Origin of the sequence: Agrobacterium pusense (genome assembly GCF_900102105.1) — a bacterium.
GTDB classification, from domain to species: Bacteria; Pseudomonadota; Alphaproteobacteria; order Rhizobiales; family Rhizobiaceae; genus Agrobacterium; species Agrobacterium pusense.
Genome location: NZ_FNBB01000005.1, coordinates 200,099 through 225,970, shown reverse-complemented (window position 1 = coordinate 225,970; position 25,872 = coordinate 200,099). Strand labels below are relative to the sequence as shown.

Genomic DNA, 25,872 nt, shown 5'->3' with positions numbered 1-25,872 from the left:
GTGCGCATTAGAGGCGATTGCGGAAAAACGGGTTCCAGCGCACCGTGCCGAGCCTGACCTTTTCGCGGATCATTGTCAGCAGCCCGGATGCGGCGATGACGGCGAGCCCGAGTACCGCAATGGCGTCAGGATATTCGTGGAAGAAGGCCATGCCCATCGCGACTGCCCAGAGGATTTGCGAATAATGCGAAGGGGCGATCTGGCTTGCCGGTGCAATGCGGGTTGCCACCAGAAGCGTGATCTGCCCCGTCGCCGTGCAAAGCCCGATAAAGGCAAAGGCCAGCAGCTGGTGCAGGTTGGGCATGACAAAATCGGGAATGGAGGCAATGCCGTTGAAGGTGAGGCCGTAGACCAGCAGCACACCCATGATCGAGGTGCGCTTTTCCTTGCCCGCAAGCGAGCGCAAAAGCACGATGGTCATGGCCGCCAGGAAGGCGACGCCGATTGCGGCGATATGCCCAAGTTCCAGCGTCTTGAAACCTGGCCGCACGACGAGGATAACGCCCACGATGCCCGCCAGAACCGCAGCCCAGCGCCATGGGCCGATATTCTCCTTCAGCACGACGGCGGAAAGGACGGTTACGAAGAGCGGTGACAGGAAGATCAGCGCATAGGCTTCCGCCAGCGGAATGGTGGTGAAGGCATAAATACCGAAAATACCCGCGAACAGGCCGGAAATGGCGCGACCGTGCACCGCGAACGGCCGGCTCATGCGCCAGAACTCACGCCACCTTTCCTCGCGCGGTTTGCTGAAGAAGATGAAGATGCCGGAGAACAGGATGCTGAAAAAGCCGATTTCGAAAACGCTGATCTGCGATCCAAGCGACTTGATGGTGGCATCGCCCATGGAAAAGGTCGCGTAGGCGAACAGACCGAGCAGAAAACCCTTTTGCATTTAAACGTCCCCGAAAATCGACCGCAACGCAAAGCTTCTCCCAGCCGCGTGGAACGCGGCCTGGACGCCCCCACTCCGGGGGACAGACAGTCTGGCAGATTTTGATCCTCTCCCTATGGCTAGACCCGGCTACCTATGAGTGCAAGCCGGAAAAATCGTAAAATGGTCCGATTGAACGCGACCAGTGCAAATGGCTGCAAGGTGCGGCAAATTTGTCCCGTCACCGCCATCACATCCCCGTCATGGAAAGACGTTAGCCGGTGTTGATCGCGGCGCTTGGCGACGGGCATGAAGGCGGCTAAATATTATCCTGCGATTTTCACCCGATGATTTCCCCGGCTGATATTGCTGCGTTACCATGGCCTCGCTAACCGAAAGGAAAAAGAATGCGGATTGTGATGATCGGTTCGGGTTATGTCGGCCTTGTGTCCGGCGCGTGTTTTGCAGATTTCGGCCATGACGTGGTTTGCGTCGACAAGATGCCGGAAAAGATCGAAGCCTTGAAAAATGGCCATATCCCGATCTTCGAGCCGGGTCTGGAGACCATCGTCGCCAACAATGCCAAAGCCGGGCGGTTGAGCTTCACCACCGATCTCTCCGCCGCCGTTGCCAAGGCCGACGTGGTCTTCATCGCGGTCGGCACGCCTTCACGGCGCGGGGACGGCCATGCCGATCTCGGTTATGTCTATGCGGCGGCAAAGGAAATTGCCCATGCGCTGGATGGTTTTACCGTAATCGTCACCAAATCCACCGTTCCCGTCGGCACCGGCGACGAAGTGGAACGAATTATCCATGAGGAAAACCCCTCGGCCGATTTCGCCGTGGTTTCCAACCCGGAATTTCTGCGCGAAGGTGCGGCGATAGAGGATTTCAAGCGGCCGGACCGTATCGTCGTCGGCCTTTCGGATGAACGTGCCCGGCCGGTCATGACCGAGGTTTACCGCCCGCTCTATCTCAACCAGTCGCCGCTGCTCTTCACCACCAGACGCGCTTCCGAACTCATCAAATACGCCGCCAACGCCTTTCTGGCGATGAAGATCACCTTCATCAACGAAATGGCCGATCTGTGCGAAAAGGTTGGCGCCAATGTGCAGGATGTCTCGCGCGGTATTGGCCTCGATGGCCGAATCGGCCCGAAATTCCTGCATGCCGGCCCCGGTTATGGCGGCTCCTGTTTTCCGAAGGATACGCTGGCGCTCGCCAAGACCGCGCAGGACTATGATGCGCCGGTGCGGCTGATCGAAACCACCATCGCCATCAACGACAACCGCAAGCGCGCCATGGGCCGCAAGGTCATCAACGCGGTGGGCGGCGACGTGCGCGGCAAGAAGATCGCCGTGCTAGGCCTCACCTTCAAGCCGAATACCGACGACATGCGCGACAGCCCGGCGATCGCCATCATCCAGACCCTGCAGGACGGGGGCGCGAAGGTGGTGGGTTACGACCCGGAAGGCATGGCGAATGCCCGCCATCTGATCGAGGACATCGATTACGCAACCGGGCCTTATGAGGCTGCGGAAGGCGCTGACGCGGTGGTCATCGTGACGGAGTGGAACCAGTTCCGCGCCCTCGACCTGCCGCGCCTCAAGGCGATCATGAAAAGCCCGGTGCTGGTGGATTTACGCAATATTTACCGCACCGACGAAGTCGCCGCCCATGGCTTCATCTATGCCGCCGTCGGTCGCCCGCAGGAAGGCGGGTCGGATAACGACGCTTGAAAGCGCCGCCATCGCAGTTTCATCAAAAGGTTTTCTGCGTTTCGGTTTAACCGCAGACGCACCAATGGATTCGGGAAATCATCATGCGTTATCTGGTCACCGGCACAGCAGGCTTTATCGGCTTTTACGTCGCCAAGCGTCTGCTCGATGCTGGTCATTTCGTCACCGGCTTCGACGGCATGACGAAATATTACGATGTCAGCCTCAAGGAAAAGCGTCACGCCATTCTTTCCCGCTCCAACGGCTTCCGGGCGGAGATCGGCATGCTCGAGGATACGGATGCGCTGAAGCGCGCGGCCGACGCCGCCGAGCCTGAAATCATCATTCATCTCGCCGCCCAGGCGGGTGTGCGTTACAGCCTTGAAAATCCCCGCGCCTATGTCGATTCCAATCTCATTGGCTCGTTTAACATGCTGGAGCTTGCCAGAAGCCTTGATGTCAAGCACCTGATGCTGGCATCGACCTCCTCCATCTACGGCGCCAATGAGAAAATCCCGTTTGCGGAAAGCGACAAGGCCGATGAGCCGATGACGCTTTACGCCGCCACCAAGAAGTCGATGGAACTGATGGCGCACAGTTATGCCCATCTGCACAAGCTGCCCACCACCGCCTTTCGTTTCTTTACGGTCTACGGTCCTTGGGGGCGGCCGGACATGGCACCGATCAAATTCGTCGACGCCATCTCGAACGGCCGCCCGATCGATATCTACGGTCAAGGCAAAATGAGCCGCGACTTCACCTATATCGACGACCTGGTGGAGGGCATCGTCCGACTGAGCGCGGTCATCCCTTCCGAGGAAAACCGCGTCACACAAGAAGGCGTCACCGACACGCTCTCCCACCATGCACCGTTCCGCGTGGTCAATATTGGCGGCGGCCAGCCGGTGGAATTGATGCATTTCGTCGAGACGGTCGAAAAAGCGGTTGGGAAACCGGCGGTCCGCAACATGCTGCCGATGCAGCAGGGTGACGTTCCCCGCACTTTCGCCTCGCCCGATCTTTTGAGAGCCCTTACCGGCTACGTGCCGCAGACGTCGGTCGAAGAGGGCATCAAAGCCCTCGTCGCCTGGTATCGGCAGATGCAATCCTCCTCGCTGCAGGAATAACTACAGCGTTGCCAGCAGGCGATTGGAGATGGTGCCGCCGGACGCGCTCTGCATGGCGATCTTGGTTTCCACTGCCTCTATGATCGTGTCGCTGAAATCCATATCCGTGAGGTCGCGGATATTGGAAAGTCCGCCCGGCGAAAACACGTTCACCTCCAGTATCTTGTCACCGACGATATCAAGTCCGACAAGGAACATGCCGTCCTCCACCAGCTTCGGCCGCACCATTTCGGCAAGCGCCACGATGTCGTCTGTCACCTTCACGGCCTCCGCCGTACCGCGGGCGTGGATGTTGGAACGCAGATCGCCTTTTGCAGGCACACGGCGAAGGGCGGCATATTTGCCGTCGCGCATCAGCGGCCGGCCATTCATCATGAAGAAGCGGATATCGCCGTCCTTAGCAGCCGGCAGATAGGCCTGCGCGATCAGATAACCCTCGAGGCTGACGGCTTCGAAAATCTGGTTGAGATTGGTTTCCTTGCTGGAGCCGATCTTGAAGACGTTCTTGCCGCCGGAGCCCTGCAGCGGCTTGACGATGACGCCTTTTGGATGGGCATCGGCGAAGGCTCGGATTTCATCCACATTGCGCGAAATAATCGTGGTCGGCCGGACGATTTCGGGAAAGCTCTGGAAATAGAGCTTGTTCTGCGCCAGCGCCAGACCTTCGGGATCGTTCAGTACGACGACACCGCGCTGTTCGGCGAGCCGACCGAACAGGATGCCGGCATGGACCGCCCAGGGCCGTGTGGTCTGGTCGAGCGAGGGATCGTTGCGCAGCATCAAAGCATCGACCTCCTCGACATCCATGGTCCGCCGTTCCAGCGTCTTGTCCTGAAGAGCAGCATGAAACGCTTCGGATTTCTTGTATTTCGCCTTCGGCAGCACCGTGGCATGGATCGTCAGGCTGTCATCCGAACGCAGGGTAAAGTCACCCGGCGTCAGATAGATAACCTCATGGCCGCGATTAAGCGCCGCCATGGCCAGCAGGCCGGTTGCAAAATTCGGCCCCTCGGTTTCAATCGAATTGACGAAAAATGCGATACGCATGAAGCCCCTCCTATAATGTCGCGAGTTCGGCAATGGATATTCCCGCCCGGATTTTTTCCAGACGCTCGTTGGCCCTGGCCGGCAGCAGGAATGCGGGCCTGACGCCTGGCGGGCGCAAAAGGCCGCGCAGGGCAAGCTCCTGCATGACCGGGAAATGCTGGGCGGCGATCTTGCCCATCCAGAACGGATCGAGCGCACCGCCCTTGCGCAGATGGTCCAGCACCTCCGCCAGCCCGCGCAAATAGATCGCGTCCTTCGAGAGGCCGCCGCCGCGATAGATGCGCAACGTCATGTTGAAGGCGCCAGCCTCATCAAAACCATGGTCGCGGGTCATGAGCCGGAACGTCTCCACAAAGCTGGCGCCATCCAGCATGGCGGCACAGCCGACGACGCGGGCCGCAATCAGCCGCAGGCGCTCGCGCGTCATTCCGCCAGCCAGATGCTCCGCGAGCACCGCCAGCCCTTCCTGCACGCCCTCATAGCCGGAGAGGCCGGTGCGAAAGAGCCTGAGCCCCTGAAACGACCCATTGAAATAGGTGAGGAGATGCACGCCGATCTCATGCGACAGGAGCGCTTCGACACGGCGCTGTTCCATAACCGTGTGCCGGGAAATCAGAAGTTTCTCGCCCGTCACCATCAGACCCGGCGGCAGGTCGTCGCGGATTTCTACCCGTGCCTTGAAGCCCGCCTCCTCGGCCAAGTAGGACTCGACCATCTCGCGCGACTTCCGTGCGACGGCGTAACAATCTACCATCGCGATTTCGCCGCCCTCCTCCCGGCGAGGACAATCCTCCAGCACCCGCAGCGCCAGCGTCAGCAGCGCAGGTTCGACGGCGCCATAGAGGGCGCGGGAAAAATCCGTGAAAGTGCGCCGGTGCAGATTGGCCAGCATCGTCAGTTGCAGATCGATCTCCTGCTGTTTCTCCCGATAGAGATGGTAAAGCACCGGATCTTCCAGATGATCGAAAACCACCGAATAGAGCTTTCGCTTCTGCTCCTCGACATCGACGCCTAACGGCCGGTAGAGAAGACGCGGCGCGAACTGGAAGCTGCCGTCCCGAAATTCCTCGAAGGCCCGGCGGGCATTGATTGGCGTGACGGAGAGAAGGAAATCGAAGGACGATACGATATCGTCGATGGACCTGTCTGCGCGCCTGACCGCATCGACGAAGGCCTTGCGGCCGAGCGCCCTGTGGCTGGTCACCTTGAGCGCGTCCATCCCTGCAGAGAATGACGAGAAGGCTTGCAGGCCCGCGTCGAAAAGATCGGCGATCATCGTCTCGCGCAGGCCCGGATAATCGGCACCGGATTCCGGCTGTCTATAGATCGGCGCGAAACGGACACTGATACAGGGAAAGTCCAGTCCTGCATTCTGAAACCGGAGGATCGGGTCGCCTTCCGGCTCGGGCCGGGTGATGCGCGGTGTACGAAACCGGACCTCGGCGTCACACACAGCCTTGATGAATACCCGACGGGCCTTTTGTGTTTCCGGTTCGGCTGTTGCCGAGACGGAGACCTCATAATGCGGTAAGAAGGGTGAATCGTCGGCAAGCAGGATGTCGTGCTCCAACTCACCGATATCGAGCACGATGAAGGCGCCGAAACGCTCCCGCATGGCCGTACCCACGGCCTCGATCAACGGCGCGGCCTCCTGAACGGTCGAAGCAATGAGATAGGAAGCGTGAGCGGCGGCAATGTCGCGCGCGGCAAGATCTTTCGTGCCGCCGGTCAGATGCAGGCACAGGAAAGGTAGTGGCCGGTCGATATGAAGCCGGCCGTCTTTGCCGATATCGCGACGTATTGCCTTGCCTGCCTGGAGGCAAGATGTCACGTCATCCACCAGCTCGGCAGTGGGAGAAGGGACATCACGGGCGGCAGAAACATTCATCGCCGCGACCTCAGACATTCCTCGACAACGGGCTGAAGTGCCGTGATCATGTCCCGTATTTCCGACACTACGCGCCTGTCCGGCTTTCCTGTCCATTCGTCCATAAAGAATTTCTTGAACTCGATGGCGATGGCACAGCCGTTTTCCGCGAAACGCTCGTGAATGAAACGGGTCTGTTCCCCCTTGCCCTGAAACGCCACGTTCTCGCGGACATCAAGACGGCGTCCGGCAATGGTCGCTGACGCGAAATGATGACCGACGGCGCTGACGATATCGTTCCAGCGGCTGCGGTCCATGGAAAAGGTGCCGATATTGATATCGGGTGCTTCCGCAGGCGTGGTCGGCGGCGCAGCCGGACCCTGCCGGCGATGGTTGTATGTGTGCACGTCTAGCACGACAAAAGCGCCGTGCCGCCGTTCGAGCGCGGCCAGCGTATTTTCCAGCATCGCGTAATAATCCGCGTGGAAATCCAGAGATTGCCGGACCGCTGCCGGCGCGGGCTCCTGCTTCCATACCTCAAGCCCCCAGGATTGTTCCGGCTTCAGATAGATGGCCTGATCGGCGGCGCGGTTGAGGTCGATTTCGAAACGTGAGTGGTGCACAATGACGCGGTTGGTCAATCCCGCAATCATGTCGCCGGTGAACGGATCTTCCTCTCTCAGGCGTTGTTCGCCCGAAAGCGCCATCAGCCCGGCTATATCGGGCCGTATGCGGTGGCCGTCATGGATGGCCGTGCCGATAACCGGCGAATTGCCAAACCCGATCGTCCAGAAGCCCGTATTTTCATCCTTGCCGTCGCTGTGTCTGGCTACCATGCTGCCTCCCCTGCATCAGGGGTAGAACAGCACAAGCGGCCCGTTTGTTCCGGCAAAAATTGCGCGCGATTTATTGGGCCGCAGCACGCATGCGCCGTTAAAAAAGTGCGGAACCATACCGGAAAGCTCACGTTGTTCTGGCAGGAGGGCCGCCGTGTCAAACGGACATGATGGCGCTGAAGAACATCGGGGTTTTTCCGTTTTCTCCCGGTGGCCAACGAAACGGCAGTCGAGCTTCTTACCCATCCGGCGTCCCTCCGTTCCCGATTCCACACACAAGGAGCCGCGACATGGAAAAAACCGAAACGCGCAAACTTGCGGAAGAATATCTGCGGCTCGGCGGCACGCGTCAGGTGATGATCGACGACAACAAGACATTTGTGCGCCAATGGGAGCACGAACCAGCTGCAGCCGAGACATTCTGGCAGACGCACATCGAACCGCTCGACGCGGAACGCCGCAAAGACGTGGAATTTTTCCTCCCCTCCGTGAATTCGGACAAGGAAGATTGAACCCAAAGGAGACAGATATGACTGCTATTAACGCCGCAAAAATTCTTATCCTGGCAACCGACGGCTATGAACGCTCGGAGCTCAGGGTGCCCTACGATCAGCTCAAGGCCAAAGGCGCGGATGTAAAGATCGCCTCTATCAAGGAAGGAGAAATCAAAAGCTGGGATGAAAAGGACTGGGGCGACAGTATTGCCGTCGATCTCCTCGCGAAAAGCGTTCGCCCGGATGATTTCGATGCGCTGGTGCTTCCCGGCGGCCAGATCAATCCGGACGTGCTGCGCCATGACGAAGACGCCATGCGGGTGGTCCGCGATTTTCTGAAATCCGGCAAGGTGGTAGCGGCCATCTGCCACGCGCCCTGGCTTCTGGTCGAAGCCGACGCCCTTCGTGGCCGTGACGCCACATCCTATTGGTCGATCAAGACCGACCTGAAAAACGCCGGCGCCAACTGGAAGGATGAAAAGGTGGTCACCGACAAGGGTATCATCACCTCCCGCAGCCCCGATGATCTTGACGCTTTTGTGGCCAAGATCGTCGAAGAGGTGGAGGAAGGTCGCCACGAGCGCCGTGCCGCCTGATAAGCTCCGCAATTCCTTTGTGCCGCCGGCTTCCGGCGGCACTTTTTTGGGAGGAAGTCATGAAAAGCAGATTGCTGGCGAGCGCCGCCGAACGTACCTTCATTCTCGTGATCGAGCCGGATGAAGAGGCATTCGACGCGATCCGCCGCTTTGCACGGACCGAAAACATCAACGCGGCCTCGGTGACGGCGATCGGTGCCTTCTCCACCGCGACGCTTGCGTTTTTCGACCTTTCATCGCGAGAATACAAAGAAATACCCGTGACGGAACAGAGCGAGGTCCTGAGCCTGCTCGGCGATATTACCCTTGACGAAAAAGATACGCCGAACCCGCACCTGCATGTCGTTCTGGGCTTTGCCGATGGCTCGACCAAGGGCGGGCATTTTCTGAAAGGCGTGGTACGACCGACACTGGAGGTGGTTATCCGCGAAACACCCGCAGAACTGCGACGCAGCTATATCAGTGACTTCGGCATAGCCCTCATCGAGCCCGCGAAATAATCCCGCGGAACCGGAAAAACGCCATTGCGTTATCTCTTCACACGGGGGATGGCATGGCGGCGACAATCGATCGGGACGGTGAAGGCGACGACGAGGTCAGACAGTTTCTGACAGGTCTGGCGCGAGGAACGGCGGGCGCATTGCTGTTTGCCCTGCCCATGCTGATGACCATGGAGATGTGGTTTCTGGGCCTTTACATCAGCCCATGGCGGCTCCTGCTGCTTTGCGTCCTCAACCTGCCGCTCCTCCTACTTCTCGCCCGTCGGATCGGGTTCGAGAATATTCACTCCTGGAGCCAGGCGGCGCGAGACGCAATAACCGCCTACGGGCTGGGCGTCGCGGTGAGCGCGGCCGCACTTCTGCTGTTCGGTGTCCTCAACGACCAGATCACCGCCTCCAACATCGTCACAAAGGTTGCGTTACAATCCGTTCCCGCGAGCATAGGCGCCCTGCTTGGCCGCAGCCAGCTTGGACAGCATTCCGATGAGCAGGATGAAGAGAAAGGCGAATATTCGGGCGAGACCGGATATCTGCACGAGCTTTTCATGATGGTGGTGGGTGCGCTCTTTCTGAACCTCAACGTCGCGCCGACGGAAGAAATGATCCTCATCGCCTATAAGGTGACCCCCTATCACATTCTCGTCCTGTGCCTGCTGTCGATCGCCATCATGCATGGTTTCGTCTACGCGCTTCATTTCAAGGGCTCGCATCGGCTCCACGAGGGACAGAAATGGTGGCAATCCTTCATCCGCTTCACCCTGCCGGGCTACGTCATCGCCATCGGCATCAGCATCTACACGCTCTGGACTTTCGAACGCCTCGACCACACCTCCCTGTCGCAGATATTGAATGCCGCCGTCATTCTCGGCGTTCCCGCCTCGATCGGCGCCGCCTCGGCCCGGCTGATCCTGTGAGGACATCATGACAATCTCCAAGGATGGAAAACACACGGAAAGTTCCGATCCGCACTGGATCGAATGGGTCACGGGCGCCATCTGCACTCTGCTCGTCGCCTCCATGCTCGGCTGGATCCTCTACGACATCTATCGCTACGAACCGGACGACGCCCGCTTCGAGATCGCCGTGACAGACGTTAACGGTGAGCCGGGGCAATATCGGGTGAAATTCGATATCCGCAATCTCTCCATGACGACGGCGGCGCAGGTGCAGGTACGCGGAGATCTGCAGCAGGACGGCGGCACGCAGGAAAGCGCGGACGTGACATTCGATTACGTCGCCTCGGAATCGCGCGACAGCGGAACGCTTTTCTTCCGCAACGATCCCGCAGGCGGGAGGCTTGTCATCAACGTCGCCGGCTATACCGAACCGTGACAGTTTTCAGGACCATTTCATGACCGCATCAGACCTGACGAAGGAACGCGACCTCAGGGAGTCAACCCCGCTCTGGGCCGATACGCCGCGGATCGGTGTCAGAAGCGGCAAGACGCCGAAAGACAACCACTACGACACAATCGTTGTCGGGACCGGTATCAGCGGCGCGCTGGTGGCCCACTCGCTGCATCGCCCGGGACGATCCATGCTGATCGTTGACCGACGCGAACCCGTCAAAGGCAGCAGCATGGCGAGCACCGCAATGATACAGCACGAGATCGACACGCCGCTGACGAAACTCCGGACGATGATCGGCAGGGAGGCCGCAGACAGGGCTTGGCAGCGCTCGGCGCGCGCGGTTCTTCGTCTGGAGGAAATCGTCACCTCGCTCAATATTTCCTGCGGCATGAGACGAAAACAGGCACTGTACCTCGCCGGTGACGACATGGGTTCGCGCGCTCTGAAGGCAGAGGCGGATGCCCGCGCAGAAGCCGGCATCGAGGCTGAGTTTCTCGGCGCCGCGCAACTGAGAGAGCATTATGGGTTGGAACGGACCGCCGCCATCGTCAGCGACATATCGGCCTCCGCCAATCCCGCCCAGTTGACAGCGGGTCTGCTGCGCCATACCGCGAGCGCTGGAGCGGAAATCGTCGCTCCTCTGGAAATCACCGATCTCAGAAACGTTGGCGACGAAGTAATCGTCGCCACTGCCAACGGGAAAATCCTCTCCGCCGGCAACATCGTATTTTGCACCGGGTATGAGTTCTTGAAAGCGCTTGAAAGCCCGACACACCGGATCATTTCCACCTGGGCGCTGGCCAGCAGGAAAGGGCTGGATCTGCCGGACTGGCTGCAAAGCCACATCGTATGGGAGGCGGCAGACCCCTATCTCTATCTGCGAACCGACCGTGAGGGACGAGTGATTGCCGGCGGCGAGGACGAGGAAAATCCTGTCTCCTATCAGTCGAAGAGCAAGCTGGCAGGCAAGACACGAACAATCCGCCGCAAGATTGAAACACTGCTGGGCGTGGATATCGGCGAACCCGATTATCGCTGGGCGGGAGCCTTTGGTACGACCACCACGGGCTTGCCGCTGATCGGCCTCGTTCCGGGCATGAAAAATGTCTATGCGGTGATGGGGTTCGGCGGCAACGGCATCACTTTCAGCCAGATCGCCGCCGAAATCGTGGCCGCCGCCATCAATGGCGGTACCGACCCCGACGCCGATCTTTTTCACTTCCGCTGATGCCGTTCATTCATCCTTGATGCCGGTTACCACCTGGATACGGCGAAGCGTCCATAATACGACGATGCCCATTGCTGCGGCGAGCAGAGCGAGCGGCCACATGCCGAGACCGGCCGAGAGGCCGATCGCCGCCGAAAGCCACATGCTTGCGCCCGTCGTCAGCCCCTTGACGTCGCCCTTGGTGTAAACGACCACACCTGCGGCGAGAAAGGCGATACCGGCGGTTACGGCTTCCACCAGTCGGATGGGATCGAGCCGCGCTGCCTCATGCCCTTCCGCCATCGTTTCCATCATATGGATGGTGATGACGCAGAAAGTGACGGCGGCAAGGCCGATGAGCATATTGGTGCGCAGACCAGCGGTGTTTTTGTGAAATTCGCGCTCCAGACCGATCAGGCCGCACAGGATGACCGCGCCGAACACGCGCACCAGCAGCACCTCGAACGGAATGGAAATATTCATGGAAAATTCTTCTGCAAGGCTTTGGGGCACTGTCGCGTCTCCTCCCGGAAATTTCTCCACACTAAGTTCGAAAAGGCGCGATGGTTCCGCACAGCAATATAAACGTTGCGTACAACCGAACCGGAACCATAGGAGCAGCTGAAAGTTTGTTTCCCGTGCGCATGAGCGCACATCGTGCATTTCCACTTCATGGGAGAAGGACCAATGGCCGAGAAGAAACTCGACGACCTGTTTTACGACACGCTGAAGGACATCTACTACGCCGAAAGGCAGATCCTGAAAGCCCTGCCGAAAATGGCGCGGGCGGCGACCGACCCGAAGCTGAAGCAGGCTTTCGAAAAGCACAAGGAAGAAACGCAGGGCCACGTAGAGCGCCTGCAGGAAGTATTCGAGATCATTGGCAAGCGCGCCCAGGGCAAGACCTGCGAAGCCATCCAGGGCATTATCGCCGAGGGCGAGGAAATCATGGAGGATTTCAAGGGCACCGCCGCCCTCGACGCCGGTCTCGTCTCATCGGCCCAGGCGGTCGAACACTATGAAATCGCCCGCTACGGCACGCTGAAGGCCTGGGCGGAAAAGCTCGGCCATACCAAGGCGGTATCGCTGCTCGATGCCACTCTTAAGGAAGAGTCGAAGACCGACGACGCGCTGACCGCGCTTGCCAAGACTTCGGTGAACGCCGCGGCCGAGAAGAAGGCTGCCTGACGCCATCCGCATCGGCTCAAAGAAAAACCGGAATGGTCAGCCATTCCGGTTTTTTATTGTCGTCGTAGCCTGAAGGTTACGGCAGGGTGTAGGCGATGACGTAGTCGCCCGGTTTGGTCCCGACGGAACCGTGACCGCCCGCAACCATCACCACATATTGCTTGCCGTCTTCCAGTGCATAGGTCATCGGCGTTGCCTGACCGCCGGCGGGCAGGCGCGCTTCCCAGAGCTGCTTGCCGGTGGTGAGGTCATAGGCCCGCAGATAATTATCCACTGCGGCACCCAGGAAGGCTACGCCGCCCTTGGTGATCATCGGTCCGCCAATTCCCGGCACGCCCACCTTGAAGGGGAGCGGCAGCGGGGTCATGTCATAGACCGTACCGTTCTTGTGCTTGTAGGCCACATCCCCGGTGCGCAGGTCCGCGCCGGCGACATAACCCCACGGCGGCGCCTGGCAGGGAATCTGCAGCGGGCCGAGGAACGGCCCCATGAAAACGCCATAGGGCGCACCGTCATTACGGTTCAGACCCTGCTCGCTGCCCTTTTCGTCCTGACCCTTGGGCGGAATCTGATCGCGCGGGACGAGCTGGGAGGTGAAGGCGAGATAGGTCGGCATACCGAACATGACCTGCCTTTCAGGATCCACAGCCACACTGCCCCAGTTGAAGGTGCCGAAATTGCCGGGATAGATGATCGAGCCGGTCAGTGACGGCGGGGTGTAGCGGCCCTTGTAGTTCAGCTGATGGAAGCGGATGCGGCAGGCGAGCTGGTCGAACATGGAGACGCCCCACATGTCCTTTTCCTGCAATGGCTCCGGCTTGAACGAGAGGGCCGTTGTCGGCTGCGTCGGCGAGGTGAAGTCCTCGGGGATCGCACCGCCCGGGGCTGGCTCCTCCGTGATCGGCAGAAGCGGCTCGCCGGTGCGCCGGTCGAGAACGTAGATATCCCCCTGCTTCGTTGGCCCGACGAGCGCAGGAACGGTCTGACCATCCTTGGTTATGTCGAGCAACACCGGCTGGGCCGGCACATCCATGTCCCAGAGATCGTGATGAACCGTCTGGCGCACCCAGCGATCCTTGCCCGTATTGATATCGAGCGCGACGATGGAGGAAGAATATTTCTCCACATTCTCGCTGCGGCCCATGCCGAGCTGGTCCGGAACCTGATTACCGAGCGGGACATAAACGAGCCCGAGGCCTTCGTCATAACTGAAGACGGACCAGCTGTTCGGCGAGTTGGTCGTGTAGGTCTCACCGGCCGCAATCGGCTCGGTCTTTTGCGGGTTCCCGGAATCCCAGTTCCAGATGAGCGCACCGCTGTTCACATCGAAAGCGCGGATCACGCCGGACTGTTCCTGCGTGGAGTAATTGTCATTCACCGCGCCGCCGATGATGATCTTGCCCGCAGCAATCACGGGCGGCGATGTCGAATAATAATAGCCGGCGGGATTATATTTCATGCCCTGCTCGAGATGCAGCACACCCTGATCGGCAAAGGAGGTGCAAACCTGGCCGGTGGCGGCATCGAGCGCGATCAACCGTGCATCCGACGTGGGCAGATAGACCCGCTCGGCGCAGGCCGTTCCCGGCGCGGCACCCGGTTCGGCATAATAGGACACGCCGCGGCACGTCTGGTGCTGGCGATCCGGATTGAGGCCGACATTCGGATCGTATTTCCATTTTTCCTTGCCTGTCGCGGCATCGATGGCGATGGCCCAATTATGCGGCGTGCAGATGAAAAGCGTATTGCCGATCTTGAGCGGCGTCACCTGATAGGTGGTTTCGCCCACATCGTCCGGCAGCTTCACGTCGCCGGTCTGGTAACGCCACGCCTCCTTCAATTGCGAAACATTGTCGACATTGACCTGGGTCAGCGGCGAATAACGCTGCCCATAGGGCGTGCGGCCATATTGATGCCAGTCACCATCAGGCACGTTGCCGCCATAGGCCGGCGTCGCGGACGCCGTTTCCTGCGGCAAGGACCCTGGCTGATCATGCGGGTCCTGTGCCATCGAATATCCGGCAACCGCGATGGAAGCGAGAACGGAAAGCGCCAGCGGCCAGGCATTCGGCCCATAGCTTAGCCCCGTCGGGCTTGCAAAACCGAGTGGCTTCCTCACCCAGGGCACCAGGAGCCAGAGGCCTATCACAATGATAAAACCGCCGCGCGGGCCAAGCTGCCACCAGTCAAAACCGACTTCCCAGACGGCCCACGCAAGTGTTGCGACAATGAACACGGCATAGACGTGAAGTGCTGCGCGATTGCGCTTGAAGAGCAGAACGGCCGTCAACAGAAAGGCCAGTCCGGAAAGCACATAATAAAAACTGCCCCCAAGCATCACCAGCTGGGAGCCGAAACCGAACAGCGCGAGGCCGATGAGCGTGAGAAAAACTGCAGTGACGGTGACTGCCATGAATGAAACCCCCGATTCCTGTCACTTTGTGTGAAATGAAATCGGGAGCAATATGGTTCCATTCAAACGCCACGAAAAATCATGGCATCTGCGTCACGGGTTCTGCGGCGCCCCCGTGGAGTCCTGCGGGGAAGGGTTTCGCTCCGTTGAAGCCGGCGGCGAAGCACGGCCGTTCGCGGGATTGTTGTCGAAGCTTTCCGAACCCGAGGGCTGCTGCGGGACGGGGGCGTTCTCCGTCTGCGGATTTTGCGGCAGGTTCTCGTCCGGTTCGAAAACCGCGTATTCCACGACAGCCCAGACCACCAGCGCTAACAACACGCTGACGATCAGAATGACAAGAACCGGACGTCCTGTCGATCCTTGCCGTGCCCGTGTGGCCGTCTCCTTTTTCGGAGCATCCCGACCGTCGAGATAGCTGGTATTTTCTCTGGCCATGTCTTTCACTCCCTAAACTCTGTCAATCTAATCCACAGGGAGAGGTTTTGTTCCCGCGAGGGGCCGGCGCATTCGACATGGCGCAATCTGGCTCTTACCGGAAGAGGGCGTCCGGGCCTCTCGGTTATTTCGCGGTCCAGCCGCCATCGATGGAAATGGTGGTGCCGGTGATGGAACGGGCCATATCGCCAGCGAGATAAAGTGCCATTTCGGCGATTTCCTCCGGCTGGATGAAGCGTCTTGTCGGCTGCGGCGCAAGCATCACCTTTTTCACCACATCTTCCTCACTCATGCCGTGTACCCTCGCCTGATCCGCGACCTGTGCGGCCACAAGCGGGGTCCAGACATAGCCGGGGCAGATGGCGTTACAGGTGATGCCGAGTTCGGCAACCTCCAGCGCAACGCTTTTCGTCAGTCCCACCACCGCATGTTTGGTTGCCACATAGGGCGCCTTGAAGGGAGACGCGCGCAAACCATGCGCGGAAGCGATGTTGACGATGCGGCCCCAGCCTCTTTCCTTCATGCCCGGCAAAGCAGCGCGGATGGTGTGAAAGGCGCTGTCGAGAGAAATGGCAACGATGCGGGAAAAATCCGCGAAGTCGAACTCATCGATCGGCGCGACCTTCTGAATGCCGGCATTGTTGACGAGGACATCGACATGGCCGAATTCCGCAATGACCTTTTCAGGCAGATGCGCGCTTTCTTCATAGTTCGCGAGGTTGGCGGAGAAATAGGCCGGTCTTTGCCGCGCCACTTTCCCCACAGCCTCCAGCGCCTGCGTCGCCTCCTCCACCGTTTCTATGCCATGGACAGCGACCAGATAGCCCGCCTCGGCGAAACGCCTGGCGATGGCAAGTCCGATGCCGCTGGTGGAACCGGTGACAAGCACGGTTTTCGGTTGATCCTCCATGGGCCTAGTCCTTCAACTGCGGCAGGTTGCGGAAAAGTTCGAGCGCTTCGGGATTGGCGAGCGCATCGGCATTCTTCACCGGCCGACCATGGATGGTGTCGCGCACCGCGATTTCGGAAATCTTGCCGGAGCGTGTGCGTGGGATAGCGCTGACAGCAATGATCCTTGCCGGCACATGCCGCGGCGTCGCCCCCGAACGGATGCGGCTGCGGATGGTCTTTTCAAGCTCTTCCGTCAAGGCAGCACCACCCTTCATGCGCAGGAAGAGGATGACCCGCTGGTCCCCGTCGATATCCTGCCCAACGGCAATGGCCTCCTCTACTTCGGGCACGGTTTCCACCTGCCGGTAGATTTCCGCAGTCCCGATGCGCACCCCACCTGGATTAAGCGTCGTGTCCGAGCGTCCATGGATCACATAACCGCCGGAGGGCCGCAGTTCGGCGAAATCGCCATGCGCCCAGATGCCGGGGAAACGATCGAAGTAGGCGGCCTGATAGCGCGAACCATCCTCATCGCCCCAGAATTTCACCGGCATGGACAGATGCGCATTCCGGCAGACGAGTTCACCGGGAACGCCGCGAACGGAACGGCCCTCATCGTCAAGCGTATCGATATCCATGCCGAGCATCGCGCCCTGCAATTCACCGCGATGAACCGGCTGTAGGGGATTGCCGCCGAGGAAACAGGCGCAGATGTCGGTGCCGCCGGAAATGGAGGCGAGATGCACATCCGCCTTCCAGTCGCGATAGATATAATCGAAGGATTGCGGGATGAGCGGCGAACCAGTGGAGAGAATTGTTCGCAGCGATGAAAGATCATGGCTTTCCCGCGGTTTCAGTCCCGCCTTCAGGCATGCATCGATAAATTTCGCAGACGTGCCGAACGTGGCGATCCCTTCGGCGTCGATGAGATCGATCAGCCGGCCGGGCGTCGGATAGCCGGGATTGCCATCATAGGTGACGAGGGTGGTACCGAGCGCGAGACCGGAGACCTGCCAGTTCCACATCATCCAGCCGCAGGTGGTGAAATAGAAAAAGCGCTCACCCTCCTTGATATCGCATTGCAGTTTCAGCTCCTTCATGTGCTGAAGAAGCAGGCCGCCGCCGGAATGGGTGATGCATTTCGGCTTGCCTGTCGTGCCGGAGGAATAAAGGATCACCAGCGGCGCCTTGACGGGCAGACGGTTGAAGACAATCTCGCCCGCCGCATAAGGCGCAACGAAAGCCGCAAGCGTGACGCAGCCCAGATCGCTAAGGCTTTCGGGAACGGTTTCACCGATCAGAACGATCTTTTCAGGGGCCGCACTCTCCGCCACGGCGCGGATGGTCGGGCCGACGTCGATCCGTTTACCGGCATAACCATATTCCGGCACGGCGATGATGATTTTCGGGCCGATCTGAGACAGGCGGTCAGAAGCGCCTGCCGGGCCGAAATCCGGAGAGCAGGACGACCAGATGGCACCGATGGCGCTCACGGCCAGATATCCCACGATCGCCTCTATATCATGGGTGACGATCGCCCCGACGCGATCACCTTCCTGCACCCCGGCATGCACGAGCGCCTGCACCATGCGGGACACTGCGTTGTAAAGCCCCTTGCGGCTTATCTCGCGCCTTGTACCATCGTCGCGATGGGCGATGATGGCCAACCGCTCATCGGCATCGCGCAGCAGGTTTTCGGCGTAATTCAACCTCGCGCCCGGATAGAACTCAGCCTCCCGGATCGTCGCGCCCGGCTTGAACGCAACGTCGCCGCGCGTGCCGATGATGCCGAGCTCGTCCCACAGCGCATCGTAAAACTCTTCCGGCGAGTCGATCGACCAGCGCAGCAGGCCGGCATAATCATCGGCGGCCTGCCCGTGTATCTTTCCGGTTTTTGTCGCGAAGGCAAAAAGCGCCGAGCGCTTCACCCTCTCTTCCGGCGACACCCACAGAATGTCAGATGGCGCGGCGGCTGTCATGCTCTGCTCCCGCGCAGCATTTCAACGATGGCGGAAAAATCACGCCCGCCCTGCCCGTCGTCAACGAAGCTCTCATAAAGCGCTGCCGCAGCAGCACCGAGCGGTGTGGAGGCGTCAGCACCATTGGCCGCCTCCTGAGAAAGCTTCAGGTCCTTGAGCATCAAGGCTGCGGCGAATCCGGGCTGGTAATCCTTGTTGGCGGGTGATGTCGGCACCGGACCCGGCACCGGGCAATAGGTGGTGAGCGACCAGCATTGCCCGGAAGAGGTGGAGGCGACATCGAACAGCGCCTGGTGCGAAAGCCCGAGTTTTTCGCCGAGCACAAAAGCCTCGGAAACCGCGATCATGGAAATGCCGAGGATCATGTTGTTGCAGATCTTGGCCGCCTGCCCGTTGCCGCCCTTGCCGCAATGCACGATCTTTTTGCCCATGGCTTCCAGCAGCGGCTTCGCCGCCGAAAAAGCTTCCGCCTCACCACCGCACATGAAGGTCAGGGTGCCGGCGACCGCACCGCCCGTGCCGCCGGAAACGGGGGCGTCGACCGAAGGGCAGCCGGCGGAAGCGGCCAGTTCATGCGCCTTCAATGCGCTTGCCATATCCACGGTCGAGCAGTCGATAAGGAGCGTTCCGGCAGAGATTTTACCAATCAGATCGCCATAGGCCGAAACGACATGCTCGCCCTTGGGCAGCATGGTGATGACCACATCAGCCGCGTTGACTGCTTCGGCAGAATTCGCGGCAACCGGAATGCCCGCCTCCTTTGCCGCTGCACGGCACGCTTCGGCAAGATCGTATCCCCTGACGGCATAACCCGCCTTGACGAGATTGGCGGCCATCGGCAGGCCCATATGTCCCAGCCCCAGAAAAGCGATGGTCTTCATCGGTAGGTTCCTTTCAGCGATTATCCGCAAGGATCATGTCGGCGGCCTTTTCGGCAATCATGATCGTCGGCGAATTGGTATTTCCGGATGTAATGCGCGGCATCACCGAGGCATCGGCGACGCGCAGCCCGGCGAGGCGGCGGAACTTCAGGCGCGCATCAACGACACTTTCCATATCCGACCCCATGCGCAGCGTGCCGACAGGGTGGAAGATGGTGGTGCCGATATCACCTGCCGCCTTGGCAAGATCATTGTCGTTTTCGAAGGAGGGGCCGGGCCGGTATTCCTCCGGCCTGAAGCGGGAAAAGGCCGGCTGGGCGACGATGCGGCGCGTCAGCCGCATGGCATCTATGGCCACCTTCCGGTCGCCTTCAGTGGAAAGGTAGTTCGGGCGGATTTCCGGTTGCATGGCGAAATCCGGTCCTTTCACATGCACTGAGCCACGGCTTTCCGGCCGCAGATTGCAGACGCTTGCCGTTATGGCGGGAAAAGTGTGAACCGGATCCCCGAACTTGTCGAGCGAAACCGGCTGCACATGATACTCCAGATCAGCGGTTTCCTTTTCCGGAGAAGAGCGGGTGAAGACACCGAGCTGGCTCGGCGCCATGGACATCGGCCCGGAGCGCGTCAGCGCATATTCCAGGCCGATCCGCGCCTTGCCGAAGAGCGTCGAGGCCCGCTCATTGAGCGTCAGAACACCGGAGACCTTGTAGACCATGCGCAGCTGCAGATGGTCCTGCAGGTTCTCGCCCACACCCTGGACCTCCGCCACCGTATCGATACCGGCAGCCTGCAACACATCCCCACGGCCGACCCCGGAAAGCTCCAGAACATGCGGCGAGCCGATTGCGCCGGCGGACAGCACGGTTTCGCGCCGCGCCCGCATTTTTTTCAGGACGCCGTCATGATGGAATTCGACACCCGTCACCCGGTCTTCTTCGATGATGAGCCGTTTGACATGGGCCTTGGTCAAAACGGTGAGGTTCTTGCGGCCAAGCACCGGTTTCAGGAATGCTTTCGCCGTGTTCCAGCGCCAGCCCGCCCGCTGGTTGACATCGAAGTAACCGGCCCCTTCATTGTCTCCGCGGTTGAAATCGTCAGTCGCGGGAATACCCGCTTCTCCTGCCGCCTTCTGGAAGGCATCAAGCACATCCCAGCGCACGCGGGCCTTTTCCACACGCCACTCGCCCCCGCTGGAATGCAGGTCACTCTTGCCGCGATAAAAATCTTCAGACTTCAGGAAATAGGGCAGGATGTCGTTCCAGCCCCAGCCTTCGCAGCCAAGCTGCCGCCAGACGTCGTAGTCCCGTGCCTGCCCGCGCATATAGATCATGCCGTTGATGGAGGAGCAGCCGCCCAGTACCTTGCCGCGCGGATAGATCAGCGCGCGTCCATTCAGGCCAGGCTCTTCCGCCGTCTTGAAACACCAGTCCGTGCGTGGATTGTTGATGCAATAGAGATAACCAACCGGAATATGGATCCAGTGGTAGTTGTCGTTGCCGCCCGCTTCTAGAAGCAGCACGCGGTTGTTCGGGTCTTTCGAAAGGCGGTTGGCGAGAACGCATCCGGCGCTCCCCGCTCCGATGACGATATAGTCATATTCGCCCATTCTCTTCTCCACACGCCATCCTTGCCGCGTTGTCCCGAACGCGGGGAGGCTTTTCAGGTGTTTTCAAAATTGGCTAGCTGCGGTGCTGAAAGCCGAGTTTCCGCCCCAGCCGGGAAGCATAAAATTCACCGATCAGACCGCGACGGAACACCAGAACGCAGGCCATGAAGACGAGGCCGGTAATGATGGTGACCGGGAAGTCCGAGGTCGCGAGATAGTTCTGCAGGGTCACGACAAGGCCTGCGCCGAAAATCGGGCCGATCATGGTGCCGATGCCGCCGAGCAGCGTCATCAGGATCACTTCACCGGACATCTGCCATGTCACGTCTGTCAGCGTCGCGAACTGGAACACCAGCGCCTTCAGCCCGCCAGCAAGCCCGGCGAGCGCCGCCGACATGACGAAGGCGCCGAGCTTGTAGCGCTGCACGCTATAGCCGAGTGAAATGGCGCGTTGCTCATTTTCACGGATCGACTTCAGGATCATGCCGAACGGCGAATTGACGAAACGCCAGATGACCAGCAGCGCCAACACGAAGGCGGCAAGCACCGTGTAATAGATATTGAGCGGACCATTGAGATCGAGAATACCGAAGAGATGGCCGCGCGGCACGCCCTGCAGGCCGTCCTCTCCATGAGTGAACGGCGCTTGCAGGCAGAAGAAATAGAACATCTGCGACAAGGCGAGTGTGATCATGGCGAAATAGATGCCCTGTCGGCGAATGGCGAAAAAGCCGATGACAAGGCCGAGGAGAGCGGCACCGGCCATGCCGATGACCAGACCAATTTCCGGTGTGACACCCCATTCCTTCACGGAATAGGCGGTGAAATAGGCGGCGCCGCCAAAGAATGCCGCATGGCCGAAGGAAAGCAGCCCGGTATAACCGATCAGCAGATTGAAGGCGCAGGCAAAGAGCGCAAAGCAGAGAAGCTTCATCAGAAAGATCGGATAAACGAACATCGGCGCGGCGATGAGAATGGCAAGCCCGGCCAGAATGAGCACCGTCTTGATGGTTGCTGCCGTCGTCGATACTTCCGTCCGCGGCATTGCGCCGGCTGTCGGGCTATGGGTGGCTTTGGACATATCAGGCGTCCTTTCCGAAGAGTCCGGCGGGGCGGATGAGCAGCACAAAGGCCATGATGACGAAGATGACGATATTGGAGGCCTCAGGGTAGAACACCTTGGTGAGGCCCTCGGCGATACCGAGCATGTAGCCGGTGACGATGGCGCCCATGATCGAGCCCATGCCGCCAACGACCACCACCGCAAAGACGACGATGATGAGGTTTGTGCCCATCAGCGGCGAGACCTGATAGATGGGGGCGGCGAGAACGCCGGTGAAACCCGCAAGGCCGGCGCCGAGCGCGTAGGTGAGCGTCAACAGAACAGGCACATTGATGCCGAAAGCCTGCACAAGGGTCGGGTTTTCCGTCGCGGCGCGCAGATAGGAGCCGAGACGCGTCTTTTCGATCAAGGCCCAGGTGGCGATGCACACGATCAGCGAGATCACGACGACGAAGGCGCGGTAGTTCGGCAGGAACATGAAGCCGAGATTGGTGCCGCCTGCGAGTTCGCGCGGCACCGAATAGGGTTGGCCCGCCGCGCCGTAAAGCCACCGGAACGTGCCTTCCACCACCAGCGCCAGGCCGAAGGTGAAGAGCAGACCATAGAGTGGATCGAGATCATAAAGCCGCGACAGAAGGAAACGTTCGATGATCGCCCCGAACAGCGCGACGACGAGCGGCGTGACGATGAGCGCCACCCAGAAATTGATGCCGAAATATTGCAGGCCGAGAAAGGCGACGAAAGCGCCGAGCATATATTGCGCGCCATGGGCAAAATTGATGACGCGCAGCAGCCCGAAGATGACAGCAAGCCCAAGTGACAGCAGCGCATAGAATGAGCCGTTGATAAGGCCGACCAGCAATTGCCCGAGGAGCGCCTGAATTGGAACGCCGAAGATCATCGTCATGGTTAAACCCCCAGCACCTTGTTAAGCTCCCCCATGCGGGCGGAAAGCTCCGCCACCGGAAAATCCCCGACCATCTGGCCGTGGTCCATGAGGTAGAAGCGATCGGCGATACGGCTCGCAAACCGGAAATTCTGCTCCACCAGAACCACGGTCATGCCGCGGCTCTTCAGCTTCTGCAAAACCTCTCCAATGCGCTGTACGATGACGGGGGCAAGCCCTTCGGTCGGCTCATCCAGCAGCAGCACCTTGACGCCGGTGCGCAGGATGCGCGCCATGGCCAGCATCTGCTGCTCGCCACCGGAGAGCTTCGTGCCGGGGCTGGTGCGGCGTTCGTAAAGATTGGGAAACAGCTCGTAGATTTCATCGAGCGTCATGCCGCCGGACGCGACGACGGGCGGCAGCTTCAGGTTTTCCTCAACACTCAGGGTCGCGAAGATGCCGCGCTCCTCCGGCACGAAACCGAGGCCGTATTTCGCCGTACGATGCAGCGGCACCGGCATAAGATCCTTGCCGCCGAGCTTGATGACGCCCTTGCGGTTGCGGATGATGCCCATGATGGTTCGCAAGGTCGTGGTCTTGCCCACGCCATTGCGGCCGAGAATGGTGATGGTTTCGCCCTCGCCGACCGTCAGATCGACGCCGTGCAGCGCCTGGCTTTCGCCATACCAGGATTTCAGGTTGGAGACTTCGAGCATCGCCGCCATATCAAGCCTCCTCCGTGCCCATATAGGCCGTGCGCACGCGCGGATCGGCAGAAACCGTGGCATAATCGCCCTCAGCCAGAATTTCTCCACGCTGCAGAACAGTAACGTGATGGCAGATATCGGCCACGACCTTCAGATTATGTTCGACCATCAGCACCGCGCGGGTCTTTGCCACCTCACGAATAAGCTCGGCCACATGCGAGACATCTTCTCCACCCATGCCCGCCATCGGCTCGTCCAGCAGCAGAACTTTGGGATCAAGCGCCAGCGTAGTAGCGATTTCGAGAACCCGCTTGCGGCCGTAAGACAGATCGGCCGCAAGCGCGTGTTTTTCCCGCGTGAGGCCCACCATGGAGATCAGCTCCTCGGCGCGTGCATTCAGCCTGTCCAGCGAAGAGAGCGGCAGCCAGAACTGCGTTGCAAGGCTGTTGGGCCGCTGCAATGCCACCCGCACGTTTTCCAGAACTGTCAGATGCGGAAACACCGCCGATATCTGGAAAGACCTGACGAGGCCGAGACGCGCCACCTTGTCCGGTGGCGTTTTTGTTATATCCGTTCCCATGAAGGTGATCGCCCCGCCTGTCGGCTGGAGAAACTTGGTCAACAGGTTGAAAACCGTGGTTTTGCCGGCACCGTTCGGACCGATAAGCGCATGCACGCGGGCATGGTGGACGTCGAGATCGACGTTTTTCACGGCCGCGAATGCGCCGAAGGTCTTGGAGAGACCGCGCGCCGAAAGAACGACGCGAGGTTCGGCCTGCCCGGCAAGGGCGGGAGCGATCGTCATCAAGCTTTCCCCTTTTTATTCTTCTTTACTGCGTTACCAGCGGGCAACCGCTCTTTGCGGGGTCCATGAAGGCTTCCTTGCCGGGGATGGTGGCAAGTACCTTGTAATAATCCCACGGCTGCTTGCTTTCGTCCGGCTTCTTCACTTCCATGAGATACATGTCGTGGATCATGCGGCCGTTGGCGGCCACATGGCCGTCCTTGGCGAAGACGTCGTTGACAGCCATTTCCTTCATGGCCTTGGCGACGGCGTCCGCATCGTCGGTGCCGGCCTTTTCGATCGCCTTCAGATAATGCAAGACAGCGGAATAGGTGCCGGTGTGAACCATGTTCGGCATGGCCCCGGTGCGTTCCTTGAAGCGCTCACCAAACTTGCGCGATTCATCGTCGCGATCCCAATAAAAACCTTCCGTCAGTGTCAGCCCTTGAGCTGCCTCAAGGCCGAGGCCATGGACTTCTGCAAGCGTGAAGAGAAGCGCTGCAAGGCGCTGGCCACCTGCAACGATACCGAATTCCGCAGCCTGTTTGATGGCGTTGGAGGTGTCGAGACCGGCATTGGCAAGACCGATAACCTTCGCGCCCGAAGACTGCGCCTGCAGCAGGAAGGACGAATAGTCGGTGGTTGCGAGCGGATGGCGGACGGAGCCAAGCACCTTGCCGCCGTTAGCCTTGACGAAATTGGACGTATTTTCTTCCAGCGAATAACCGAAGGCATAGTCGGCTGTCAGGAAGAACCAGCTGTCGCCGCCCTGTTTGACGAGTGCGCCACCGGTGCCGACAGCCAGCGAATAGGTGTCATAGGCCCAATGAAAACCATAAGGGCTGCACTGCTTGCCGGTCAGCTCGGTGGTGGCAGCACCGGTGTTGACGGTGATCTTCTTTTTGTCCTTCGAAAGTGCCTGCACGGCAAGGCCGACAGACGACGAGGTCAGTTCCATGATCGAATCGACCTGTTCGGTGTCGTACCATTGGCGGGCAATGTTGGAGGCGACATCCGCCTTGTTCTGGTGGTCAGCCGTTACCACTTCCACGGGCGCGCCAAGCACCTTGCCGCCAAAATCCTCAACCGCCATCTTCGCGGCTTCATAGGAGTATTTGCCGCCGAAATTGGCGTAAACGCCGGACTGGTCGTTCAGGATACCGATCTTGACCTTGCCGTCCGAAATCTCGGCGGCATAAGCGGCGGTGCCGGCGGCCAGTGCCATGGCCGTGGATAAAACGATACTCTTGCGCATGACTTCTCCTCCCAGAGATGATTGCGAGCCTCAGATTGTCTGTGCAGCGGTGAACCGAAACCCTGCACATGAATGGCCGCACCGCCCTCCTCAAAGCGGCGCATCCTAAGCGTAGACTTCTCGAATTCGGCCGTTGACACAAGAGCGTGTCATCATCAAATTGCG

General features: G+C 59.7%; 26 protein-coding genes. 9 read left to right on the top strand and 17 right to left on the bottom strand.

Annotated features, from left to right (window positions below; all coding sequences use genetic code 11):
- Nucleotides 1-7 precede the first annotated feature (7 nt).
- Nucleotides 8-895 carry a DMT family transporter gene (locus BLU28_RS14770; protein ID WP_004437937.1) on the bottom strand — a complete coding sequence of 296 codons (888 nt, stop codon included), beginning with the start codon at nucleotides 893-895 and terminating at the stop codon, nucleotides 8-10.
- Nucleotides 896-1,281: 386 nt separating this feature from the next.
- Here BLU28_RS14770 and BLU28_RS14765 point away from each other — a divergent pair, with 386 nt between their 5' ends.
- Together BLU28_RS14765 and BLU28_RS14760 are read left to right on the top strand one after the other, a co-directional pair.
- Nucleotides 1,282-2,613, top strand: a complete 1,332-nt coding sequence (locus BLU28_RS14765; RefSeq protein WP_004437935.1) for a UDP-glucose dehydrogenase family protein — start codon at nucleotides 1,282-1,284, stop codon at nucleotides 2,611-2,613.
- 83 nt (nucleotides 2,614-2,696) lie between these two features.
- Nucleotides 2,697-3,719, top strand: a complete 1,023-nt coding sequence (locus tag BLU28_RS14760; protein ID WP_077987879.1) for an NAD-dependent epimerase — start codon at nucleotides 2,697-2,699, stop codon at nucleotides 3,717-3,719.
- Here BLU28_RS14760 and BLU28_RS14755 read toward each other — a convergent pair whose 3' ends face one another.
- The 4 genes from BLU28_RS14755 to BLU28_RS14740 are packed head-to-tail and all read right to left on the bottom strand — an operon-like array spanning nucleotide 3,720 to nucleotide 7,715.
- Nucleotides 3,720-4,766, bottom strand: a complete 1,047-nt coding sequence (locus tag BLU28_RS14755) for a glutathione synthase (protein WP_004437928.1) — start codon at nucleotides 4,764-4,766, stop codon at nucleotides 3,720-3,722. It abuts the gene before it with no gap.
- 10 nt (nucleotides 4,767-4,776) lie between these two features.
- Nucleotides 4,777-6,654, bottom strand: coding sequence for a flavohemoglobin expression-modulating QEGLA motif protein (locus BLU28_RS14750; RefSeq protein ID WP_022563484.1), 1,878 nt, complete (start codon nucleotides 6,652-6,654; stop codon nucleotides 4,777-4,779).
- Complete coding sequence (locus BLU28_RS14745) at nucleotides 6,651-7,469, bottom strand: N-formylglutamate amidohydrolase (protein WP_022563483.1); 819 nt, start codon at nucleotides 7,467-7,469, stop codon at nucleotides 6,651-6,653. Before BLU28_RS14745 ends, BLU28_RS14750 begins: the two co-directional genes overlap by 4 nt.
- Before the next feature lie 15 nt (nucleotides 7,470-7,484).
- Entirely contained in the window at nucleotides 7,485-7,715 is a 231-nt protein-coding gene (locus BLU28_RS14740) for a hypothetical protein (RefSeq protein WP_077987880.1), read from the bottom strand.
- Between the two features lie 44 nt (nucleotides 7,716-7,759).
- Between BLU28_RS14740 and BLU28_RS14735 the strand changes: the two genes are divergently transcribed.
- The 6 genes from BLU28_RS14735 to BLU28_RS14710 are packed head-to-tail and all read left to right on the top strand — an operon-like array spanning nucleotide 7,760 to nucleotide 11,637.
- A complete protein-coding gene (locus BLU28_RS14735) occupies nucleotides 7,760-7,981 on the top strand; it encodes a hypothetical protein (protein ID WP_004437916.1) in 222 nt (73 codons plus the stop codon).
- A 17-nt stretch (nucleotides 7,982-7,998) separates the two neighbouring features.
- The gene (locus BLU28_RS14730) at nucleotides 7,999-8,559 is read left to right on the top strand and encodes a DJ-1/PfpI/YhbO family deglycase/protease (protein ID WP_004437914.1); all 561 of its coding nucleotides are present in this window, start codon (nucleotides 7,999-8,001) and stop codon (nucleotides 8,557-8,559) included.
- A 59-nt stretch (nucleotides 8,560-8,618) separates the two neighbouring features.
- Nucleotides 8,619-9,059, top strand: a complete 441-nt coding sequence (locus BLU28_RS14725; RefSeq protein WP_022563482.1) for a PPC domain-containing DNA-binding protein — start codon at nucleotides 8,619-8,621, stop codon at nucleotides 9,057-9,059.
- A gap of 53 nt (nucleotides 9,060-9,112) precedes the next feature.
- The gene (locus BLU28_RS14720; protein WP_077987881.1) at nucleotides 9,113-9,973 is read left to right on the top strand and encodes a TIGR02587 family membrane protein; all 861 of its coding nucleotides are present in this window, start codon (nucleotides 9,113-9,115) and stop codon (nucleotides 9,971-9,973) included.
- A gap of 7 nt (nucleotides 9,974-9,980) precedes the next feature.
- On the top strand, nucleotides 9,981-10,391 hold the full coding sequence (locus BLU28_RS14715) for a TIGR02588 family protein (RefSeq protein ID WP_022563477.1): 411 nt from the start codon (nucleotides 9,981-9,983) through the stop codon (nucleotides 10,389-10,391).
- A 19-nt stretch (nucleotides 10,392-10,410) separates the two neighbouring features.
- Entirely contained in the window at nucleotides 10,411-11,637 is a 1,227-nt protein-coding gene (locus BLU28_RS14710; RefSeq protein WP_022563476.1) for an NAD(P)/FAD-dependent oxidoreductase, read from the top strand.
- 6 nt (nucleotides 11,638-11,643) lie between these two features.
- Here BLU28_RS14710 and BLU28_RS14705 read toward each other — a convergent pair whose 3' ends face one another.
- Nucleotides 11,644-12,129 carry an MgtC/SapB family protein gene (locus tag BLU28_RS14705; RefSeq protein ID WP_004437902.1) on the bottom strand — a complete coding sequence of 162 codons (486 nt, stop codon included), beginning with the start codon at nucleotides 12,127-12,129 and terminating at the stop codon, nucleotides 11,644-11,646.
- A gap of 174 nt (nucleotides 12,130-12,303) precedes the next feature.
- Between BLU28_RS14705 and BLU28_RS14700 the strand changes: the two genes are divergently transcribed.
- On the top strand, nucleotides 12,304-12,804 hold the full coding sequence (locus BLU28_RS14700; RefSeq protein ID WP_004437899.1) for a YciE/YciF ferroxidase family protein: 501 nt from the start codon (nucleotides 12,304-12,306) through the stop codon (nucleotides 12,802-12,804).
- 76 nt (nucleotides 12,805-12,880) lie between these two features.
- On the opposite strand, the gene BLU28_RS14695 is transcribed toward BLU28_RS14700, so the two are convergent.
- The 11 genes from BLU28_RS14695 to BLU28_RS14645 form a co-directional block, all read right to left on the bottom strand.
- Nucleotides 12,881-15,217 carry a glucose/quinate/shikimate family membrane-bound PQQ-dependent dehydrogenase gene (locus BLU28_RS14695; RefSeq protein ID WP_006698058.1) on the bottom strand — a complete coding sequence of 779 codons (2,337 nt, stop codon included), beginning with the start codon at nucleotides 15,215-15,217 and terminating at the stop codon, nucleotides 12,881-12,883.
- Nucleotides 15,218-15,310: 93 nt separating this feature from the next.
- Complete coding sequence (locus tag BLU28_RS14690; RefSeq protein ID WP_022563475.1) at nucleotides 15,311-15,652, bottom strand: hypothetical protein; 342 nt, start codon at nucleotides 15,650-15,652, stop codon at nucleotides 15,311-15,313.
- A gap of 124 nt (nucleotides 15,653-15,776) precedes the next feature.
- A complete protein-coding gene (locus BLU28_RS14685; protein ID WP_004437889.1) occupies nucleotides 15,777-16,562 on the bottom strand; it encodes a 3-hydroxybutyrate dehydrogenase in 786 nt (261 codons plus the stop codon).
- Between the two features lie 4 nt (nucleotides 16,563-16,566).
- On the bottom strand, nucleotides 16,567-18,522 hold the full coding sequence (locus tag BLU28_RS14680) for an acetoacetate--CoA ligase (RefSeq protein WP_022563474.1): 1,956 nt from the start codon (nucleotides 18,520-18,522) through the stop codon (nucleotides 16,567-16,569).
- The gene (mmsB, locus tag BLU28_RS14675; protein ID WP_022563473.1) at nucleotides 18,519-19,403 is read right to left on the bottom strand and encodes a 3-hydroxyisobutyrate dehydrogenase; all 885 of its coding nucleotides are present in this window, start codon (nucleotides 19,401-19,403) and stop codon (nucleotides 18,519-18,521) included. Before mmsB ends, BLU28_RS14680 begins: the two co-directional genes overlap by 4 nt.
- A 13-nt stretch (nucleotides 19,404-19,416) precedes the next feature.
- Nucleotides 19,417-21,012, bottom strand: a complete 1,596-nt coding sequence (locus BLU28_RS14670) for a GMC family oxidoreductase (protein WP_006698061.1) — start codon at nucleotides 21,010-21,012, stop codon at nucleotides 19,417-19,419.
- Between the two features lie 73 nt (nucleotides 21,013-21,085).
- Nucleotides 21,086-22,093 carry a branched-chain amino acid ABC transporter permease gene (locus tag BLU28_RS14665; protein ID WP_006698062.1) on the bottom strand — a complete coding sequence of 336 codons (1,008 nt, stop codon included), beginning with the start codon at nucleotides 22,091-22,093 and terminating at the stop codon, nucleotides 21,086-21,088.
- Nucleotide 22,094: 1 nt separating this feature from the next.
- The gene (locus tag BLU28_RS14660; protein WP_004437878.1) at nucleotides 22,095-22,982 is read right to left on the bottom strand and encodes a branched-chain amino acid ABC transporter permease; all 888 of its coding nucleotides are present in this window, start codon (nucleotides 22,980-22,982) and stop codon (nucleotides 22,095-22,097) included.
- 2 nt (nucleotides 22,983-22,984) lie between these two features.
- The gene (locus tag BLU28_RS14655) at nucleotides 22,985-23,686 is read right to left on the bottom strand and encodes an ABC transporter ATP-binding protein (protein WP_022563472.1); all 702 of its coding nucleotides are present in this window, start codon (nucleotides 23,684-23,686) and stop codon (nucleotides 22,985-22,987) included.
- 1 nt (nucleotide 23,687) lies between these two features.
- Nucleotides 23,688-24,473, bottom strand: a complete 786-nt coding sequence (locus BLU28_RS14650; protein ID WP_022563471.1) for an ABC transporter ATP-binding protein — start codon at nucleotides 24,471-24,473, stop codon at nucleotides 23,688-23,690.
- 25 nt (nucleotides 24,474-24,498) lie between these two features.
- Complete coding sequence (locus BLU28_RS14645; protein ID WP_004437873.1) at nucleotides 24,499-25,707, bottom strand: ABC transporter substrate-binding protein; 1,209 nt, start codon at nucleotides 25,705-25,707, stop codon at nucleotides 24,499-24,501.
- Between the last annotated feature and the right edge of the window lie 165 nt (nucleotides 25,708-25,872).